The sequence below is a fragment of the Asaia sp. VD9 genome, from assembly GCF_037150015.1.
In the GTDB taxonomy this organism is placed as follows: domain Bacteria; phylum Pseudomonadota; class Alphaproteobacteria; order Acetobacterales; family Acetobacteraceae; genus Asaia.
On the sequence record NZ_JBBCQM010000002.1, the window covers coordinates 460,503 to 478,749 of the forward strand.

Consider the following 18,247-nt stretch of genomic DNA (forward strand, 5'->3'; position numbering starts at 1 on the left):
GAGCCAGGCCCCAGAGGAGGAGAGAGGCGAGAATGATCATAGGGCCACCAGCCTGCGATGGATCAGGAACGCCATGAGACCAGTTGTCATCGCTGTGAGATCTACCGCCTTATAGACATCGAACCCGCTCAGTAATCCCGTCACGCTGCGCGTCAGGAGATCGAGTGGAAAGAGTGCGATCGCAAATGCCGCAAAGACCACGCATTGTTCGTTCCAGCCTCGATGAGGTGTCCTGCCGAAACTGCGTATCGCACCGTGCAGGAGGGCTGCAGCCCAGACGCAGAAGAAGGCCCGTATCTCGAAAACCTCGCGCCCCGGCAAGTCAGACCAGAACAGTCTGTTGGCCCAGAAATAGGCGAGACAGGCGAGAGGCAGGCCGGTTGTGACCGCCATGGCCAGGGTTTCCGCCAATCGGAACAAGAAGGTCTTCGCCTTTTTCGAACGGTGCTTCATCAGGAAGAGCACAAGCCCGCCCGACATCATGACGCTTCCGACGATACCGGACAGGAAATAGAGCCAGCGCAGGGGCAGCGGTGCCCAACGGATGAAGTGAAGGCCTCGCAGCACCCCGCTGATGCGATGCAGGGTGTCCGGTACTGTCACGACCTTGAGGAGCGAACCATCCCGATCAGAGAACTCGGCGTGATCGCGTGACAGGGCGAAGGAGGCGGAATCCGCCTTGGTCATGGACACCTTGCCCTTGTCAAACAGTACGAGGCCGATCGATCCTGCGCCGAACTGGGTCTCCGCTTGATGAAACATGGGAGCGAGCGGCGCCGAGAGTGGCGTGCGTTCGGTCCAGGCCGGTGCGGCGCCGGACTGTCCGTGGGGTGCATGGGGGTGTTCATGCCCGCCGGGTCTCCCATGATGAGCGGAACCGAACATCGGAAAAAGCCGGGGGGCATGAATGACAGCCCCCGTATAGGCCATCATGACCATGAACGGGAGGAAGAGAACCCCCGCGAGGATATGCGCGTCCATCCAGGCGCGCGTTCGGGACGCGAAAGGACGGAAAAGCAGCAGATCGCTGAAGAGCGATCGAAAATGGATGACGATGCCCGAGCCTACTGCGATCAGAAGGCCGACAGCCGCGATCTCCGTAAGCATATTGCCCCAGAACGGACCGTAATAAAGCGAATGGTGCAGGTCGAAGAAAAGCTGCCCACCACCCGTTTGCCGTGTCTGGAAAGGATATCCATCGACCGGGCTATAAGCAGTACCAATGAAAGCATGGCCGTTGAAATGCTGGATACGGATAATCGGGTCGCGGGGCGTCGGCAGTGTGATGAAGGCGTTCTCGCCCTTCTCACGCAGTTCCGCCGCGATATACCCTACCTGGTTGAGCGCCGCATCGCTCATAGGTTCGGGATGATAACGCGAGAGTTCTGGCTGCATCCAGCGCGTCAGTTCCGTGTCGAACAGCGCGAGCGATCCGCCCGTGAACGTAACCACCAGAATGAGCCCACCCAGAAAGCCGACCCATTCATGAAGCCACCCCATCCGGGTGCGAAGCGTGTCACGCATCAGCAGGTCCATCCATAGGCAAGCGCCGGAAGGCCGCAGCCCAGGCAGCCCAAGGCGAGGACGTGCAGAGGATGATTCTTCCGCAGGGATGGAAACGAGAATAACGCGAGCAATAGGGCGGGCATGAGCACGAACGCGCAGAGGAAGCCCACAATAAGCAGGCTGTCGCCTCCAAGTCGGCGGAAGACCCAGAGCGTGACCAGTGCTATCAGATAAATGACTCCCAGCCCTCCGATTAAACGGGCTGCCCAGGACCGTATCAGAATACGGTCATTCTTGATTTTGAGACTCTTTCGCATGTGGTTCCTGTGCAACAGGGCCTGACTATCCTGACATTCTTGTGAAAGGGGATGCAGAGTTTAGTTGCGAGCGTTTCTTATTCGCGTCTATTTGGCCCCGTCATTTACCTATTGTCAATGAGACCGCGCTCTTGAACTGCAAGCCTTTCGTCCGCCTTTCCGTGCTCCGTCCCTCCCGTCCGGGCCAGTCCTCGAACGGCTATCTCCTTACCCGATTGACCCTTTCCTCTTTGCTTATGCTCTCCGTGGCGCTGCCACGTGAAAGCTGGGCACAGGATGCTGGTCAGGGGCAAGCGCAAACCGAGACGAAACAGACCGGGCAAGCGGGCAACGCGTCGAAGTCGGCGCGAGCAAAGACGCTGACCAGTGACGAGCAGATCGAGGTGAAGGCGCAGCGTCAAAACCGTATGGAAGTGAAGTCAGGCGGCAATCTGGGAGCGTTGGGGAACAAGAAGGGTCTCGATGTGCCCTTCAATGTCCGCAGCTATACCTCGGCCCTGATCCTGAACCAGCAGTCCCAGACCCTGGGCGAAGTGCTGATGAACGACCCGACGGTTCGCACGACCTATGGCTACGGCAATTTCTCCGAGCAGTTCATCATCCGCGGGTTCCCGGTTTATGGCGATGATGTGGCGATTGACGGACTCTATGGCATCACGCCGCGACAACTCGTCTCGCCGCAGCTCTACGACCAGGTCCAGGTGCTGAATGGCGCCAGCGCGTTTCTCAACGGCGCAGCCCCGGGCGGTACGGCCCAGGGTGGTAATATCAATCTCGAATTCAAGCATGCAGGCGATACGCCGCTGACGCGCATTACCGGAGACTATACCAGCTCCTCAATGGGGGGCGGTGCGGTCGATGTCGGTCGGCGCTTCGGGCAGGACAAGCAGTTTGGCGTGCGCATCAATGTGGCCGGGCGCAGCGGCGTCTCGGCGATCGATCGTGAAAAGCGCCATCAGGTGGCCGTGGGTGGCGGGTTCGACTGGCATGATCGCTCGGAGCGCACCCGGGTCACTGTGGACATGGCTTACGAGAACCAGGGCGTGAATGGCGGTCGCGGCGGCGTCTTCCTGAGCGGTGTCACCAGCGTTCCCAAGGTGCCGGGCGCGGGGGCGAATTATGGCCAGCCCTGGACCTATACAGAGCTCAATTACATCTATGGTAAGCTCAAGGTCGAACATGACTTTGGCAAGTATCTGACCGCCTATGCGCAGTTCGGTGGCCTTGGTGGCAATGAGAAAGGCAATTACGGCAGCACCTATGTGACGAACAGCCAGACCGGTGCAGGCTATAACGGCGCGATGTATGTGCCCTATATGCAGACCAATGAAAGCACTCAGGCGGGTCTGCGCTCGCATTTCCACACGGGCGGCATCAAGCATGAAATCAATGCGGGCGGGTCAGGGCTCTGGGAAGAAAATGCCTCGGCCTACGCGCTTGCTCTGACACGACAGCAGACGAATCTCTATCACCCGACGCTGTATAATGCGTCTCAACCCGAAACCTACATTGGCGGTAATATCGATAATCCCCAAAAGAACAATACGACACGTCTGTGGAGCCTGTTCTTCTCGGATACGGTCTCGGCCTTTCATGATCGCGTGGCGCTGACAGCGGGCTTCCGCTACCAGTCCATCAAGACAGTGGCCTATAATTACGGCAAGGGAACGCCCACGGGCTACGATCAGGGCGCGTTCACGCCGGTGGTCGGGCTGGTGGTGCATCCCACCCGACAGACGTCCATCTACTTCAACCGCATCGAGGGGCTTGCGCCTGGACCGCAGGCGAGTGGGCAGGTCGTCAATCTCGGCCAGATCTTCCCGCCCTATCAGACGGTCCAGTACGAGCTTGGGGCCAAATATGACATCGGCCGCTTCTCGACCTCGGTCTCGATCTTCCAGATCGATCAGCCCAACTCCTATACCGTGGCCATTCCCGGTACGGGGACGAGCATCTTCTCTGTCGATGGTCTACAGCGTAACCGTGGCATCGAGTTCACCGTCAATGGCGAGATCGTCAAGGGGCTGCGCTTCAACGGGGGTACGTCAATCATCGATGCCGATCAGCGTCGCACTTCGGGTGGCCTCTACGACGGCAACCGTGCGATCGGCGTGCCGGGTTACACGATCAACGGCAATCTCGAATATGATCTGCCGTTCATTCGTGGGGCGACTGTCACCGGGCGTGTGATCCAGACCGGCCATCAATATGCCAATAATCTTAACACGCTGCGTGTACCGAACTGGACGCGCTTCGACGTCGGCGCGCGCTACAGCTTTGTCGTAGAACACAAGGCCATCACGACCCGTCTGGGCGTGGATAACCTCGCCAATAGCCGTTACTGGGAGAGTGCTTTTGGCGGCTATCTGCTGCAAGGCCTGCCGCGTACCTTCAAGTTCTCGGTCACAGCCGATTTCTGATTGACGCAGGGCGCGCATGGGCGCGCCCTTGATCGTCCTGCACGGTCAGCGGAAGAATGCTTCCGAGCCAGCCTTCGGGCTGGCTTTTTTTATGCGTCATTACGGGAAGCTGGAGTGCTCAGGCGCCTTGGGCAGATGAGGAGGCCCAGCCGGTATGCGGCGATGGGCGCAGAAGACGATCGTGCCCCTCACCACTTGCAAAATGCCTGGACCTCTCTGCTTCGGGTCGACCCCGGAATCAAAAGGCCCTTTGTTCGCGCCAAAGCTTGCGGCAGCGTCCCGGAAACTCCGCCCATAAAAAAAGGCCAGCCCCTTCTCAGGAACTGGCCTTTCCCTTTAATCAGCGAGGACGCGGTGTCAGTGCCCCTCGGTCATTGGCTTCATGCCGAGGCTGGCAAGAAGCTTACGGTCACGATGCTCGGCCGGGTTGGGCGTGGTCAGCAGCTTGTCACCGCAGAAGATCGAGTTCGCACCCGCCAGGAACACCAGGGCATGGGCTTCGTCGCTCATCAATTCACGGCCTGCGGCGAGGCGCACATGGCTGGCCGGCATGGTGATGCGGGCAGCGGCCACGACACGGGCGAATGTGATGGGATCGACGGCTTCGGCCTCGGCGAGAGGTGTGCCCTCGACGCGCACGAGCAGGTTGATCGGCACGCTCTCGGGATGCTGGGGCAGGGAGGCGAGGGTAGCGATCAGCCCGGCGCGGTCGCTCTCATCTTCCCCCATGCCCACGATGCCGCCGCAGCAGACATTGATCCCGGCGTCACGCACATTGGAAAGCGTGTCGAGGCGGTCCTGATAGGTTCGGGTGGTGATGATCTTGTCGTAATACTCGGGCGAGGTGTCGAGGTTGTGGTTGTAGTAGTCGAGCCCGGCGTCTTTGAGGCGGCGCGACTGCTCGCCATCGAGCATACCCAGCGTGACGCAGGTTTCGAGCCCGAGCGCCTTCACGCCCTCGATCATAGCGCAGACCGTGTCGAGATCACGTTCCTTGGGGGAGCGCCAGGCTGCGCCCATGCAGAAGCGTCCGGCACCGGCTGCCTTGGCGGCGCGGGCTTCGGTCAGGACCTTTTCAAGGGCCATCAGACGTTCCGCCTTCACGCTTTTCTCGTGAAGGGCGCTCTGGGGGCAATAGGCGCAGTCTTCCGGGCAGCCGCCCGTCTTGATGGAGAGGAGCGTCGAGATCTGCACCCGGGTCGGGTCAAAATAGGCGCGATGGGCCATCTGGGCGCGGAAGATCAGCTCCGGGAAAGGCAGGTCGATCAGCGCGGCTACTTCGTCGCGTGTCCAGTCATGCCTGAGTTCAGGTTTCCAGCTTGCCGCAGCGCGAAGTTCACGAGGGACGACCGGGTCACGTGTCAGGGTATCGAGGGACATGCGGGGCATGGCTCCAAAACATTTGAAAACGAAAAGCTCGCGCAGCGATGCCACAGCAAGGGGGCGCTTGTCACGCGCCTGCGCGAGAACTCTACCCAAATTGGCGCGGACATGTCATCTAGGCGTCATGAAACATTGGCGCATCGATCAGATGGATTGGGATGCTTTCGATGCATCCCGCGTGGACCCGGACCTGATTCCGGTCATCAAGGCTGCGGCTGTGGTCGAGCGGAACGGGCTCGATTACGCGGTTTATCTCGGCAATGTCTTTGTGGGCGATCCCGATTTCCGTCAGGCTGCCGATAATTGGGCCGTCGAGGAAGTGCAGCATGGCGACGCGCTCGGTAAATGGGCGATGCTGGCGGATCCGAGCTGGGATTACATGACCGCCTTCAAGCGTTATCGCGCGACCTATCACATCGAGCAGGATGTCGACGCATCGATACGTGGCTCACGTACGGGTGAGTTGATTGCCCGTTGCATGGTCGAGACCGGGACCTCGTCCTTCTATACGGCTCTGGCCGATGCCACGGACGAGCCTGTGCTCAAGGCCATCTGCAAACAGATTGCGGCTGACGAGTACCGTCATTTCAAGCTTTTCTACGATCACATGCATCGTTACCTGAAGCGTGAAAAGCTGAGCGTGTGGCAGCGTACGAAGATTGCGCTCGGCCGCGTGACCGAGAGCGAGGACGACGAACTCGCGACGGCGTATTACACGACGAACATGTCGAACAACACGCCTTATGATCACAAGAAATGCATTGCTGCGTACATGGCGCGGGCCATGGGCTGTTATCAGCCCAAGCATATAAACCGGGTGACGAGCATGATCTTCAAAACGATCGGCTTCACGCCGCATTCACGTGTTCAGAACCTCGTCGCACGTGCCATGTATGCGCTGATCCAGTTCAAGGCCAAGCGCTATCGGCGTTCCGTCATGGCCTCATAACGAAAGCGGTTTTTGTCCTACGGCGAATTAAGCCCTTATACGGCACGTTTCCGGTCTAATATGGCGGGAAGTATTCACCGTGGAGAGCTTTGGCTGTGCTGACACATCTTTCGCGTCTCACCCTTGGGGTGACCCTTGTTTCAGCGTTTGCGCTGGGTCTGGCCCCGAGGCCAGCCCTGGCGGATCCCTATTCCCTCCCTATCGCCTCATCCGGGCCCGTGATCCTGCCGCCTGTCGCCGATGACGGGACGATCGCGGCGCGGCAACTTGCCGCGCAGGTCGGGCTGGCCCAGTTCACCGCGCCAGGCTGGCGTCCTGGCCTGCTGCGCCATGTCGTGATGTTCCGCTACAAATCCGGTACGACCGCCGCGATGCGCGCCGAGATCACCATGCGCTTCCTGCGTCTAGCCGAAGATTCCCGCCGTCCCGATGGATCGCACCCCGTGAGATCCATCGAGATGGGCGTGCAAAACAGTGGGGAGGGCGCTGATGCCGGATTGCAACAGGCTTTTATCGTGACCTTCGCCTCGGAAGGCGATCGCAACTTCTACGTGGGCAAGCCGGTCATCATGGACCCGGCCTGGTTCGATCCCGCGCATGAGGCCTTCAAGAGCTTCGCGGCACCGTCGATCGAGAAGGTGATTGTATTCGACTTCAATGTCCTGGCCACGGCAAGCCGCGCGCCCTCGGGGCATGGCGAAAAAGCCAGGCATTCACAGACTCGCCGTTGAGATTAATCTGTCATAACGTTGCATAACGTATCTTCTCGCGTCTCGACCGAGAGGGCGGAATGTTCACCAGAGTGGAAAAGGCTGATCTGTGACCGGAAAACTGCAAACGAAATCGTCGATCTGGCTCGGTGCTGTCAGTCTTCTGGCCCTGACGGGGCACGCGGCCCTGGCACAGGATACGGCCAAGAGCCCCGCAAAGACGACCTCTTCGGCGCCTCAGGCTGCGCCAACCCCCGTCAAACCCTATGATCCGACCTGGGGTTTCGACATGGCCGGGATGGATAAGGCCATCAAGCCGGGCAATAACTTCTTCCTCTACGCCAATGGCACCTATCTCAAGAACATCGTGATCCCCCCGGATCGCTCATCTTTCGGGCCGTTCATCATCCTGGCCGAGACTGCGCGTGAGCGCGTCCAGAAAATTCTGAGCGAGGCGGGGAAGAACCCGGTTGCCGAGCCCAAGACGACGGAAGAAAAGCTGGGCGCGTTCTATGCCAGCTTCCTTGACGAGGCCAAGGCGGAACAGTTGGGCGCGACCCCGCTCAAGGCAGATCTGGAGGCTATTCGCGCGGTCAAGGATGCGCCTTCCCTGGCGCGGCTCTTCGGGCAGGCGACGCGTGGTTTCCAGTACGCGCCGTTCGGGATCATGATCAATGCTGACGACAAGGATCCGACGCAATACGCCCTGTCCTTGCACCAGGGGTCGCTGGGCCTGCCTGATCGGGACTACTATCTGAAGCCCGAATTCGCCGCCAAGCGTAAGGCCTATCAGGCTTATATCGCCAAGATGCTCACGCTGATCTCCTGGCCGCAGCCCGAACAGGAAGCCGCGCATATCCTGGCGCTGGAAACCGATCTGGCGAAGGCCGAGTGGTCGCGCACCGAGCTGCGCAATCCGGTCAAGATCTATAATCCGATGACTGTTGCGGATCTCGCCAAGAAGGCGCCGGGTGTGAACTGGCACGACTTCCTCGAGGCGGCCGGGATTCCTGCGAGCGGGCTTGAGTCGCGCAGGCTTATTGTGGGCGAGCCAACGGCTCTTGCCGGCATGGCCAAGATCCTGTCCAGTGCCGAATACGCCACGCTTCAGGCTTGGCTCGCCTTCCATCTCTCGGATAACGCTGCCGGCTATCTGAGCCACAATTTCGTTCAGGCCTCGTTCGATTTCAATGATCGCGAACTCGAGGGCTCGCCGCAGCTTCCGGTGCGCTGGAAGCTCGCTGTCAGCCACAGCGAAGCCGCGATGGGCTGGGCGATTGGCAAGATCTATGTTGATCAGTATTTCCCCCCCGAAGCCAAGGCGCGCATCACGGAACTGACCCAGGATGTGAAGGCGGCTTTCGCCAACCGTCTGGCGCATAATAGCTGGATGGCGCCTGCCACCCGCGAGGCAGCCGGACGCAAACTGCAGAACTTCGAGATCCAGGTTGGCTACCCCAATAAGTGGCGCGACTATGCAGGGCTGACCATCAAGCCGGGTGATATCTATGGCAACGGTGCGCGGTCGATCGCCTTCGAGTGGCAGTACAATCTGGGCCATCTGGACAAGAAGGTGGATCGCAACGAGTGGTTCATGACGCCGCAGACGGTCAACGCGTATAACGACCCCAACCAGGTCGAGATCGTTTTCCCGGCAGCGATCCTGCAGCCGCCTTTCTTCGACCCGAAGGGAGATGCCGCGGTCAATTACGGCGCTATCGGTGGAGTGATCGGTCACGAAATGACCCATTCCTTCGATGATGAGGGGCGTCAGTATGACGAGCACGGACGTCTGCATCAGTGGTGGACGCCGGACGACGTGAAGCGCTTCTCGGCTCTGGCAGACCGCTTCGGCAAGCAATACGACGCGTTCCAGGTCCTGCCGGGCGTTCACCTGAACGGCAAGCTGACCATGGGCGAGAATATTGCTGATCTGGGTGGCCTGACACTTGCGCTCGATGCTTATCATGCCTCTCTGCATGGCCAGCCTGCGCCGGTCGTCCATGGTCTCTCGGGTGATCAGCGCGTGTTCCTCGGTTGGGCTCAGGTCTGGCGTCAGAAGCTGCGCGAGGATTCGATCCGCAATCGCGCCGTGACCGACCCGCATTCCGCACCTGAGGCTCGGGTCAATATCCCCATGCATAATATCGATGCCTGGTACGATGCTTTTGGCGTGAAGCAGGGCGATGCGCTCTATCTCGCACCAAAGGATCGCGTTAAAATATGGTGAAATACCCGTGAAACACGGTGTAGGTTCACGCTATGGCCTGTCTGCCGGTCGGGGTGTCGCCCCGTCCGGCACAGGACCGGAAAGGTGGTAACGACCTGATGCGAGTCACTGGAACGGCAAGGGAACAGTCTCCGACAGAAGAGACGACCGATCCGTTCATCTTTCCCGTGGCTGGGCCTTCATGAGGCGCCAGCAGGATTTGCATGATCTCCTCACGGCGGCAGCGGCAATGGCTCGTGCTCCAGGGGCCTATCTGGCTTTGCCTGAGCGTGGAAGGCAGGCTCTGGCCGTCACTTTCGGGCCTCTGCCCGAAACGCTGGTCGTACCCGAATCTGCGCCGGACAGGAATTTCATCCAGGAGGTGATCCAGCCTCTCGCCGAACTGGCGCAGCCCCCCTGGAACTATACCTTCCAGATACGCCACCCGGTTCCCTTGCCGGAAGGCGAGGGAGTGGCGACGCTCTGTTTCCTGAGCAGAACGTTTCTCGATCCTGATGCCATTTCTTTCCGCGCAGGGCTGGAGGCGATTATCCGCCAGATCGGTCTGGCTCTCGCGCGCCATGCCGAGCGGGGGGAAGAGTCCGTTTCGGCAGGCGGTTCTGGGCGCAGTCCAGTGCGGGGCGGGGCGGGGCGTCGTCGCCTTCCCGGTACGCCGATCCTTCCTTCGATCGAGGATTTGCCGGGTATCGGCACGTTCGAGATCAGGCTGGGCAGCAATCTCATCACTCTTTCGGCCGAGCTGTTACGTCTGACAGGGGTGCCGACGGGAACGCAATGCCCGATGGATGTGTTTCAGCGCTGCATGCCTGTCCCCGATGCGGATCTCCTGCACTTTGCAGATGGCACGAGTGATGAAATCCTGCTGACCGAGACGGATTTTGCCGTAGAGAGCCTGTCCGATCAGACCAGAAGCTGGGTCAGACGCAGGGCGGAGGTCGAGGCCGATGAGCGCGGCAAGCCGTGGCGCCTCATCGGCACGCTCGAAGATATCACGCGGGACCGTGTGGCGACCAACCGGCTGGCGGCCATGGTGATGCTCGGCGATGCCTTGCGCAAGGTCGATACCGCCCCCGAAGCCTATCATGCAGCTGCAAGCGCGCTGGGTGATGCGCTCGGCGCTGATCGCGCGGGATGGGCCGCCATCGAACCGGGTGACGAGACGCGTTTCAGGATTGCTCAGGACTGGCATGGGTTCTCGATCCCCAGCGCCGAGGGACTCTATTCACGCGACGCTTTTGCTACCGCACTTGACGTGCTGGAGCAGGGCCTCCTTCTCGCGGTTCGCGACGCGCGGGAGAATGTCTGGATTCCCTGTGTCATGCCGGGGCAGGACCCGACAGACCGGGTCAGGGCGCAGCTCCTCATGCCTGTTTTGAGCCAGGGACGCATGACACATTGCCTCTTTGTGCAGTGCTTCTCGCCACGAGACTGGACCGATCAGGAACTCGCCTTTTTGCGTGCAGTCACCGATCGCGTTCAGGCGGCGGTCGCCTCTCTCGATGCGCGTGCGCATCAGCAGACAATGCATCAGGAACTGGCGCATCGCCTCAAGAATACGCTCGCTCTGGTTCAGGCTCTCGCCAATCAGAGCCTGCGCGGGGTCGAGAACCGGGAGGCGGTCAAGGCTTTTGAAAAACGTCTCGTGGCGTTGGGTTCGGCCCATGAATTGCTTATGCGTCAGGCCTGGCAAAGTGGCGACCTCGAGACCCTGGCCTGTGAGGTGCTCTCGCGTATCGCCCCGATCGATCGCTTCAACCTTGCGGGAGAGAGGGTATCGCTCGGGCCCAACACCGCGACAACTCTGGGATTGATGCTGCATGAACTCGGCACCAATGCGGCAAAGTACGGGGCGTTGAGCGCGGAGGGCGGCAAAGTCACCTTCGATTGGTCGATCACGAGCGAGCGGGAGCGGCCTCTTCTCTCGTTGCACTGGAGGGAGGAAGGGGGGCCTCCTGTCGTGGCCCCCAGCGCAAAAGGATTTGGGTCGCGTCTGCTTCATGTCGGGTTCGGACATCAGGGCTCGGCCATTCTGCGCTATCCGCCCTCGGGGTGCGAGGCCATGTTTACCGTGCCGCTCCATCAGGCCCAGGAAAATTGAACAAACGCGTCAGGTCCTGAGTATCCTCTTGCCATTCCACGGCTGAAGTGATCGAACACAGGCATTCCGCCTGAATTCTGTTTGTTGAAGGATGTTCGATGACAACGATCTCACTGGGCCATTTGCGCGACGCCCTGAATGCCGGCTGCGCGAGCGCCGTTGCGCGGGTTCTCGACGCCCATGAGGTCGAGGTCGATTTCGTCGATGCTGATCAATCGGAACTGCCGGGTCTGCTGGAAGAAGGCGCGATAGACCTTCTGGTTTCGGCCTGGCTGCCACGCGATGCAGGGCTGCTGCAACACGGGATGCGGGTTCTGGGTACGCTCTATCGCCCCTATTACTGTTGGGCCGGTTATGGTGGGCTTGAGACAATCGAGGGGCTGACCGCAGGGCAGATTACCCGGGTGATCACCACGCGCTCGGACGAAGCGCAGATGCGCGGACTTCTCGCGCAGACGGAAGCGCTTTCCGAAACAGCGGTCACGCTTTGTGCCGATGAGTCGCTCTATGCGACCGTGCAGAACGCTCGTGGGGCAGGGGAAAATTTTCTCGTCTTTCTGGCCCAGCCCCACGCGCTGTTTCATGATGACCGCTTCCAGCCGGTACGCGATGCCCGTCTGGGAGAAGAGATGGAAGCAAACCTGCTGGTGCGAGAGGCCGTCGCAGCCTGTGCGGACCAGGACATGCTCGACGAATTGTCCGAGATGACCCTTGGCAACAAGGTCATGAGCGCGCTCGATCATGCGATTCAGATCGATGGCATGGATCCGGAAGAAGCCGCCGAAGCCTGGCAACGCGGGCGTCTGGTCGCCCGCTGAGCGCTCCGCGATAATGACGGGGCACGAAGGCTCAGCCCATTGTGTTGGGGAAAAGGCGTGCTCCTGCTCCGGCGCACGCGCGTCACGTTGAAGTGTTAGACGGGGACACATCCACCAGTGGGCAGGGTCCTGCTCTATTTCAGGCCATGTTTCTAGTCTAGAAACATGTACTGTTTTATAACTCTGCTGGTAGAACGATTCTATTTACTGATATTTTAATGATCTGTTGTTTTGTCTATGGTGGCGGCTTTCCGATTCAGTCGAAAGCGCCTCATGGCTTCTCATCCGGATGCCGCCGATCTTTTTGAAAAATTCCGACAATGCAGTGACGAGCAATGGTTGCAGATCCTCGTGGCCTCGCTGCGCCTCCCGGAGATCGAGCAGGTGCTCATGCCGGGTTTCCCCAGTGAGACCCTTCAAAGTGAGATCCATGGCCATTCGGGCGAGGTTTCGCTTCACGAAGCCTTCATGTTCTTTCGTGAGGTCAAGGCCTATTGTCGTTATGCGGCTCAGCCTCTCGCCGCTGATACGCGCATGCTCGATTTCGGTTGCGGCTGGGGGCGTATCCTTCGTCTATTCATGAAGGACGTACGCCCGGAGAATCTGTTCGGGGTCGATGTCACATCGCGTTTCCTCATGGAGGCACGACGCTGTAATCCGGCTCTGGCCTTTCTTTCCTGCGGTCTCGCGCCCCCGATGATCATGAAAGATCAATCCCTCGACCTTGTCGTATCGTTCTCGGTGTTCTCGCATCTGGATGAGTTTCTTGCCGGTCTCTGGATCAATGAATTCCATCGCCTTCTGAAACCTGGCGGGCTTGCCATCATCACCACGCAAAGCCGACGTTTTCTTGCCTTCTGCGCAGAGCAACGCCTCAGGCGGGCTTCTGGCATCCGGCTCGAGCATGGCTGGCACGAAGCCTGCGCCGATAGTTTCACCGACGAGCCCCTGGCCAATGCCCGGTATGACGCGGGGCGGTTCCTGCATGCGACACCATCCCGGCGGCCCAATCCTGGTGCCCATTACGGTGAGGCGATTATCCCGCGCGCCTATATCAGTCAGAAATGGGGAGAGCTGTTCAGGATCATCGAATTCCTCGATGATCCCTTACGTGTCCCGCAGGTCTTCATCGTCCTGCAGAAGAAGTCCTGAGGAGAGCCTGGCTTGGCCCTGTCGAGAAGAATTGCGTCCTCTCTTTTTGCCCTTTTCTCAGCCTCTGTTGCGATATGGCCCGACCGGGCGCTTGCCCAGATCGTGTCCCATCGGACGGAAACTCCGCAGGGCATTGTCTCAGCGCAGGGCATGAGCATGCCTCGATCGCTAGGCTCCGGGTCGGACAGGGAGGAGACCATCGAGGTATCCGGTCAGGCGCTTGTGCCTATCGAGCACGGGTATAGGCGGCTCGAGCGAGTATTCAGACGTTTTGACTCATTTCCATCCTCGGACCGTGCCGGGTTGACGTTGCATATGGACGCGCATCTTCAGCCCGGAGATCGTTCAGCACGTGGTTCGGTCCTGCAGCTTCAAAGCGACACCCATGTCCAACTGCTCCTGAACGGTGTGGAAAACGAGGTCGTCGTCCCGCATGATGAAACGCTCTGGCAGAAGGATCCTCCGCTCTATGCACGGCTGCGTCCTGGAGAGGCGCTCAGTATCGGGTTCTTCTTCACCATCGACCCGCAGGGTCTTGGCGCGAGGGAGCATAGGACAGGGGACCATTCCCTCGAGGACCCCACCCGCAAGGACCATCTCTCGAAGGAGGGGCAGAGCTTCACTCAGGCTCAGGCCCGTCACTGGCTCGGGCAACTTGATCGGTGCATCGAAGATGAAGGTGGATTTCTGCTCGCTCTGCTTCTGCCCGATACACACAAGCTGAGTGTCGATCTGGCGCCGAATAGCCGGTTCGAGGTGGTCGAGCACGGCGTTGCCCGCCTGCTGGTCGATAACCAGGGGGCTGTGCCCTATCGCTTCGTCTTCAGGCCGCAGGATTATGCTCGTGATGCGGTATTTCAGTCCGATCGCCCATTTATGCACCTCGTGCTCACCCTGCCTTTCGCGCTGCATGGCACGCTCAAGCGTGCGTAACGATTTGACAGGGACGGCCCGCCTCCGCCATCACGCGATGCAGAATTGCTCAATCTTGGGATGAAAAAGAGCCGATGTCAGTGCATGCATTCGTGTTTCCGGGGCAGGGGAGCCAGTCCATCGGAATGGGGCAGGGCCTCTACGAGGCTTTTCCGGCAGCGCGTGAAGTCTTTCAGGAAGTCGATGATGCGCTGGGCGAGCATCTGTCGAAGCTGATCTTTGCCGGTGAGGCGTCAGAGCTGACACGCACCGAAAACACGCAGCCGGCTCTCATGGCGGTGTCCTTGGCGACTGTGCGTGTCCTCGAGAGCGAGGGTGGTTTCAGCTTGTCGGACAAGGCAACGGTGGTGGCCGGGCATTCACTTGGTGAGTACTCGGCCCTTGCAGCTGCCGGAGCCCTCGGGATTGCCCAGACTGCCAGATTGCTGCGTTTGCGTGGCCTCGCCATGCAGGAGGCCGTGCCAGCGGGTGAAGGGGGTATGGCAGCTCTTCTGGGCGTCGAGGCCGAACTCGCTCACGAGATCTGCGCCGAGGCGGCCCGACTGAGCATCGAGGGTGAGGCGGATCGCCATGAAACGATCGAGCTCGCCAATGATAATGGTGGTGGTCAGATCGTGGTTTCGGGTCGCTTGTCTGCGGTCGAGCGCGCGATCGCGCTGGCCAAGGCGAAGGGTGTGAAGCGCGCCGTGATGCTGCCTGTTTCCGCCCCGTTCCATTCCTCTCTCATGGGTTCTGCAGCAGAGCGCATGGCCGAGGCGCTGGAACGCGCCGAGATCGCAACACCGCTCATTCCGGTCATCACGAACGTGACGGCGGGCAAGAATACCGATGCCACGCGTATTCCGGAATTGCTGGTTCAGCAGGTGACGGGCTCGGTACGCTGGCGCGAGAGTGTGCTGGCCATGGCGGCCATGGGCGTGACCTCGCAGGTTGAACTCGGCGCCGGCAAGGTGCTGACGGGTCTGGTGAGGCGTATCGCCCCAGATATGACCGCGCGCAATGCGGGGACCCCTGAGGAAATCGAGGCGCTGCTGCGTGACCTCTGAAAGCGTGGAGAAGAGAACAATGTTCAGTCTTGAAGGAAAAACCGCCCTTGTAACCGGAGCTTCCGGTGGTCTGGGCGCGGCCATCGCCCGCGCGCTGCACGCGCAGGGCGCCGAGCTGGTCCTGTCGGGAACGCGTGAGGCGGCTCTAGCCGAAGTGGCAGCCACTCTTGGCGAGCGGGTGCATGTCTGCGCCGCCAATCTCTCCAAGGGAGAAGAGGCCGACGCTTTGGTGGGCAAGGCGGAGGCGCTTCTGGGTAAGCCGTTGGATATCCTGGTCAATAATGCGGGTCTCACGCGAGACGGCCTGATCATCCGTATGAAGGATGATGACTGGTCGCAGGTCATGACCGTGGATCTCGAATCCCCGTTCCGTCTGTGCCGTGCGGCGCTCAAGGGGATGCTGCGCCGTCGCGCCGGTCGCATCATCAATATCGCTTCCATCGTGGGCGTGACCGGCAATGGTGGTCAGGCAAATTATTCTGCAGCCAAGGCTGGCATGATCGGCATGACCAAGTCGCTCGCGCAGGAGACCGGCTCGCGTGGGGTCACGGTCAATGTGATCGCGCCGGGCTTTGTCGAGACGGCGATGACGGCCGTTCTGCCAGAGGCTCAGCGTGACAAGCTGCTTGGGTCCATTCCGCTCGGACGCATGGGCAAGCCCGAGGATATTGCCGCCGCCGTGGTCTATCTGGCGTCTGAAGAGGCTGGCTGGGTGACGGGCATGACCATGAACGTCAATGGTGGCATGGCCATGCCATAAGGGCATCGGTTCCTCGCGCACGCAAAGCTTGGCGTGTGAGGGTAAACCATGCTAAGCGCCCGCTGCTTCGTCCGAAGCGTGGGCAACATGGCCCGCCGGGGCCCGATCTTCGGTCCGCGATTCAGAGCACTGGCCGTGAGCGCCGCCTCTGGAGTAAAGACGGGGACCGACTGGGCAACCAGACGGATGGTAAACAGTTTCGAACCGCCCGAATTGCCGGGCACACAGGAAGCCAGAACAGATGAGCGAAATCGCCGATAAGGTTAAGAAAATCGTTGTTGAGCATCTCGGCGTTGAAGAGAGCAAGGTGACCCCTGACGCTTCCTTCATCGACGACCTCGGCGCTGACAGCCTCGACACGGTTGAGCTGGTCATGGCGTTCGAAGAAGCCTTCAGCGTCGAAATCCCCGAAGATGCCGCCGAGAAGATCGCGACCGTCAAGGACGCCATCGACTACATCGAAAAGCAGAAGGCCGCCTGATCCGGCTGCATCGGGTATACTGACCCGATGCAATGATCTTTCTCCGGCTCCCCCTTTCAGCGGAGCCGGGACATACGACGAGATTGACAGCCTCTCCCCTTTGGCAGCCGCCGGGAGAAGGCCTTTATGACTGGAGCTTCGTCCGCCCATGATGGCAAACCTATCGGCAATGAAAGAAAGACGCGTCGTCGTCACCGGTATGGGGCTTGTCACGCCACTGGCGGTGGGCGTGGAACAGACGTGGCAACGTCTTATCGCCGGACAGACCGGCATTGGTCGCATCACCAGCTTCGACCCGAGCGATCTCCCGGCCCATGTGGCGGGTGAGGTACCCGAGGGACCGACGGCAGAAGGTGGCCTGACGCTGTCCGACTGGGTTCCGACGAAGGACCAGAAGAAGATGGATCGCTTTATCCATCTTGGCATGGCGGCTGCCATCCAGGCCGTAGAGGATTCCGGCTGGAAGCCTGAAACCGAGGAAGACCGTTGCGCAACCGGCGTGATGATCGGCTCGGGCATCGGTGGTCTGCAGACGATCTACGACGCCTCGCTCACCGTGGCGAGCGGCAAGGCGCGGCGCCTGTCACCGTTCTTCATTCCTTCTGCCCTGATCAACCTGATCTCGGGTCATGTCTCAATTCGCTATGGTTTCAAGGGACCGAACCACTCGGCCGTAACCGCCTGCGCGACGGGTGTGCACGCGATTGGTGACGCAACCCGTCTCATCATGCTCGGCGATGCTGATGTCATGATCGCTGGGGGTGCTGAAGCTGCCGTTTGCCCGCTCGGTATTGCCGGGTTCTCCTCGGCTCGTGCGCTCTCGACGAGCTTCAACGAGACGCCGGAAAAGGCCTCGCGCCCCTGGGACCGCGATCGCGACGGTTTTGTCATGGGCGAGGGCTCGGGCATTGTGGTGCTCGAGGAGTACGAGCACGCCAAGGCGCGTGGCGCGAAGATCTATGGCGAAATCATCGGCTATGGCCTCTCGGGCGATGCCCATCACATCACGGCGCCTGCCGAGGGTCATGAGGGTGCGTTTCGTGCCATGACGGCGGCTTTGCGTTCGGCTGGTATCAGCCCGGCGGATATCGACTACGTCAATGCGCACGGCACCTCCACCATGGCAGATGATCTGGAACTCGATGCGGTTGAGCGCTTCTTCGGCGCGGACGCGAAGAGCGTGGCCATGTCCTCTACAAAATCCGCTACAGGGCATCTCCTGGGTGCGGCGGGTTCGGTCGAGGCCATGTTCTCGATGCTTGCCATTCGTGACAACGTGGCGCCCCCGACGCTCAATCTGGACAACCCGGCGCGTGAGAGCGTGATCGACCGCGTGGCCCATGAGGCCCAGCAGCGCAAGATCAATATCGCTCTCTCCAACAGCTTCGGTTTCGGCGGCACGAATGCCAGCCTGATCGTCAAGGGCGTCTGATCCACGGAATGC

General features: G+C 60.3%; 14 protein-coding genes. 12 read left to right on the forward strand and 2 right to left on the reverse strand.

Annotation, left to right across the window (positions count from 1 at the left end; all coding sequences use genetic code 11):
* Window positions 1-36: 36 nt before the first annotated feature.
* A complete protein-coding gene (locus WFJ47_RS04430) occupies window positions 37-1,524 on the reverse strand; it encodes a PepSY-associated TM helix domain-containing protein (protein WP_336761116.1) in 1,488 nt (495 codons plus the stop codon).
* A gap of 535 nt (window positions 1,525-2,059) precedes the next feature.
* Between WFJ47_RS04430 and WFJ47_RS04435 the strand changes: the two genes are divergently transcribed.
* Window positions 2,060-4,243, forward strand: a complete 2,184-nt coding sequence (locus tag WFJ47_RS04435; protein WP_408868616.1) for a TonB-dependent receptor — start codon at window positions 2,060-2,062, stop codon at window positions 4,241-4,243.
* A gap of 357 nt (window positions 4,244-4,600) precedes the next feature.
* Here the strand turns inward: WFJ47_RS04435 and bioB are convergent, their stop codons facing one another.
* The gene (gene bioB, locus WFJ47_RS04440; protein WP_370264844.1) at window positions 4,601-5,623 is read right to left on the reverse strand and encodes a biotin synthase BioB; all 1,023 of its coding nucleotides are present in this window, start codon (window positions 5,621-5,623) and stop codon (window positions 4,601-4,603) included.
* A 127-nt stretch (window positions 5,624-5,750) separates the two neighbouring features.
* Here bioB and WFJ47_RS04445 point away from each other — a divergent pair, with 127 nt between their 5' ends.
* The 11 genes from WFJ47_RS04445 to fabF all read left to right on the forward strand — a co-directional run bounded on the left by WFJ47_RS04445 (window position 5,751) and on the right by fabF (window position 18,235).
* The gene (locus WFJ47_RS04445) at window positions 5,751-6,575 is read left to right on the forward strand and encodes a ferritin-like domain-containing protein (protein ID WP_336761121.1); all 825 of its coding nucleotides are present in this window, start codon (window positions 5,751-5,753) and stop codon (window positions 6,573-6,575) included.
* Between the two features lie 95 nt (window positions 6,576-6,670).
* A complete protein-coding gene (locus WFJ47_RS04450; RefSeq protein WP_336761123.1) occupies window positions 6,671-7,306 on the forward strand; it encodes a Dabb family protein in 636 nt (211 codons plus the stop codon).
* An 88-nt stretch (window positions 7,307-7,394) separates the two neighbouring features.
* Window positions 7,395-9,515: a M13 family metallopeptidase gene (locus tag WFJ47_RS04455; protein WP_408868611.1), complete on the forward strand. Its 2,121-nt coding sequence runs from the start codon at window positions 7,395-7,397 to the stop codon at window positions 9,513-9,515.
* 229 nt (window positions 9,516-9,744) lie between these two features.
* A complete protein-coding gene (locus WFJ47_RS04460) occupies window positions 9,745-11,613 on the forward strand; it encodes an HWE histidine kinase domain-containing protein (protein ID WP_336761125.1) in 1,869 nt (622 codons plus the stop codon).
* A 98-nt stretch (window positions 11,614-11,711) separates the two neighbouring features.
* Entirely contained in the window at window positions 11,712-12,431 is a 720-nt protein-coding gene (locus WFJ47_RS04465; RefSeq protein WP_336761127.1) for a glycine betaine ABC transporter substrate-binding protein, read from the forward strand.
* A gap of 273 nt (window positions 12,432-12,704) precedes the next feature.
* Window positions 12,705-13,583 carry a class I SAM-dependent methyltransferase gene (locus WFJ47_RS04470; RefSeq protein WP_336761129.1) on the forward strand — a complete coding sequence of 293 codons (879 nt, stop codon included), beginning with the start codon at window positions 12,705-12,707 and terminating at the stop codon, window positions 13,581-13,583.
* A gap of 156 nt (window positions 13,584-13,739) precedes the next feature.
* Entirely contained in the window at window positions 13,740-14,516 is a 777-nt protein-coding gene (locus tag WFJ47_RS04475) for a hypothetical protein (RefSeq protein ID WP_336761131.1), read from the forward strand.
* A gap of 74 nt (window positions 14,517-14,590) precedes the next feature.
* On the forward strand, window positions 14,591-15,562 hold the full coding sequence (gene fabD / locus WFJ47_RS04480; RefSeq protein WP_336761132.1) for an ACP S-malonyltransferase: 972 nt from the start codon (window positions 14,591-14,593) through the stop codon (window positions 15,560-15,562).
* A gap of 19 nt (window positions 15,563-15,581) precedes the next feature.
* Window positions 15,582-16,322 (forward strand): 3-oxoacyl-[acyl-carrier-protein] reductase, encoded by a 741-nt coding sequence (fabG, locus tag WFJ47_RS04485; protein WP_336761134.1) that lies wholly within the window; start codon window positions 15,582-15,584, stop codon window positions 16,320-16,322.
* Window positions 16,323-16,563: 241 nt separating this feature from the next.
* Window positions 16,564-16,803, forward strand: coding sequence for an acyl carrier protein (locus WFJ47_RS04490; RefSeq protein WP_023978090.1), 240 nt, complete (start codon window positions 16,564-16,566; stop codon window positions 16,801-16,803).
* Window positions 16,804-16,972: 169 nt separating this feature from the next.
* Window positions 16,973-18,235 (forward strand): beta-ketoacyl-ACP synthase II, encoded by a 1,263-nt coding sequence (gene fabF, locus WFJ47_RS04495; RefSeq protein ID WP_370264834.1) that lies wholly within the window; start codon window positions 16,973-16,975, stop codon window positions 18,233-18,235.
* The last annotated feature ends 12 nt before the right edge of the window (window positions 18,236-18,247 follow it).

Bases quoted from the DNA above. Each gene is read 5' to 3' on its own strand.
- WFJ47_RS04460 (WP_336761125.1), top strand. From the start codon at position 9,745: ATGGCTCGTGCTCCAGGGGCCTATCTGGCTTTGCCTGAGCGTGGAAGG.
- WFJ47_RS04435 (WP_408868616.1), top strand. From the start codon at position 2,060: ATGCTCTCCGTGGCGCTGCCACGTGAAAGCTGGGCACAGGATGCTGGT.
- bioB (WP_370264844.1), bottom strand. From the start codon at position 5,623: ATGTCCCTCGATACCCTGACACGTGACCCGGTCGTCCCTCGTGAACTT.
- WFJ47_RS04470 (WP_336761129.1), top strand. From the start codon at position 12,705: ATGGCTTCTCATCCGGATGCCGCCGATCTTTTTGAAAAATTCCGACAA.
- fabG (WP_336761134.1), top strand. From the start codon at position 15,582: ATGTTCAGTCTTGAAGGAAAAACCGCCCTTGTAACCGGAGCTTCCGGT.
- WFJ47_RS04430 (WP_336761116.1), bottom strand. From the start codon at position 1,524: ATGCGTGACACGCTTCGCACCCGGATGGGGTGGCTTCATGAATGGGTC.
- WFJ47_RS04490 (WP_023978090.1), top strand. From the start codon at position 16,564: ATGAGCGAAATCGCCGATAAGGTTAAGAAAATCGTTGTTGAGCATCTC.
- WFJ47_RS04475 (WP_336761131.1), top strand. From the start codon at position 13,740: ATGCCTCGATCGCTAGGCTCCGGGTCGGACAGGGAGGAGACCATCGAG.
- fabF (WP_370264834.1), top strand. From the start codon at position 16,973: ATGAAAGAAAGACGCGTCGTCGTCACCGGTATGGGGCTTGTCACGCCA.
- WFJ47_RS04465 (WP_336761127.1), top strand. From the start codon at position 11,712: ATGACAACGATCTCACTGGGCCATTTGCGCGACGCCCTGAATGCCGGC.
- WFJ47_RS04445 (WP_336761121.1), top strand. From the start codon at position 5,751: ATGAAACATTGGCGCATCGATCAGATGGATTGGGATGCTTTCGATGCA.
- fabD (WP_336761132.1), top strand. From the start codon at position 14,591: ATGTCAGTGCATGCATTCGTGTTTCCGGGGCAGGGGAGCCAGTCCATC.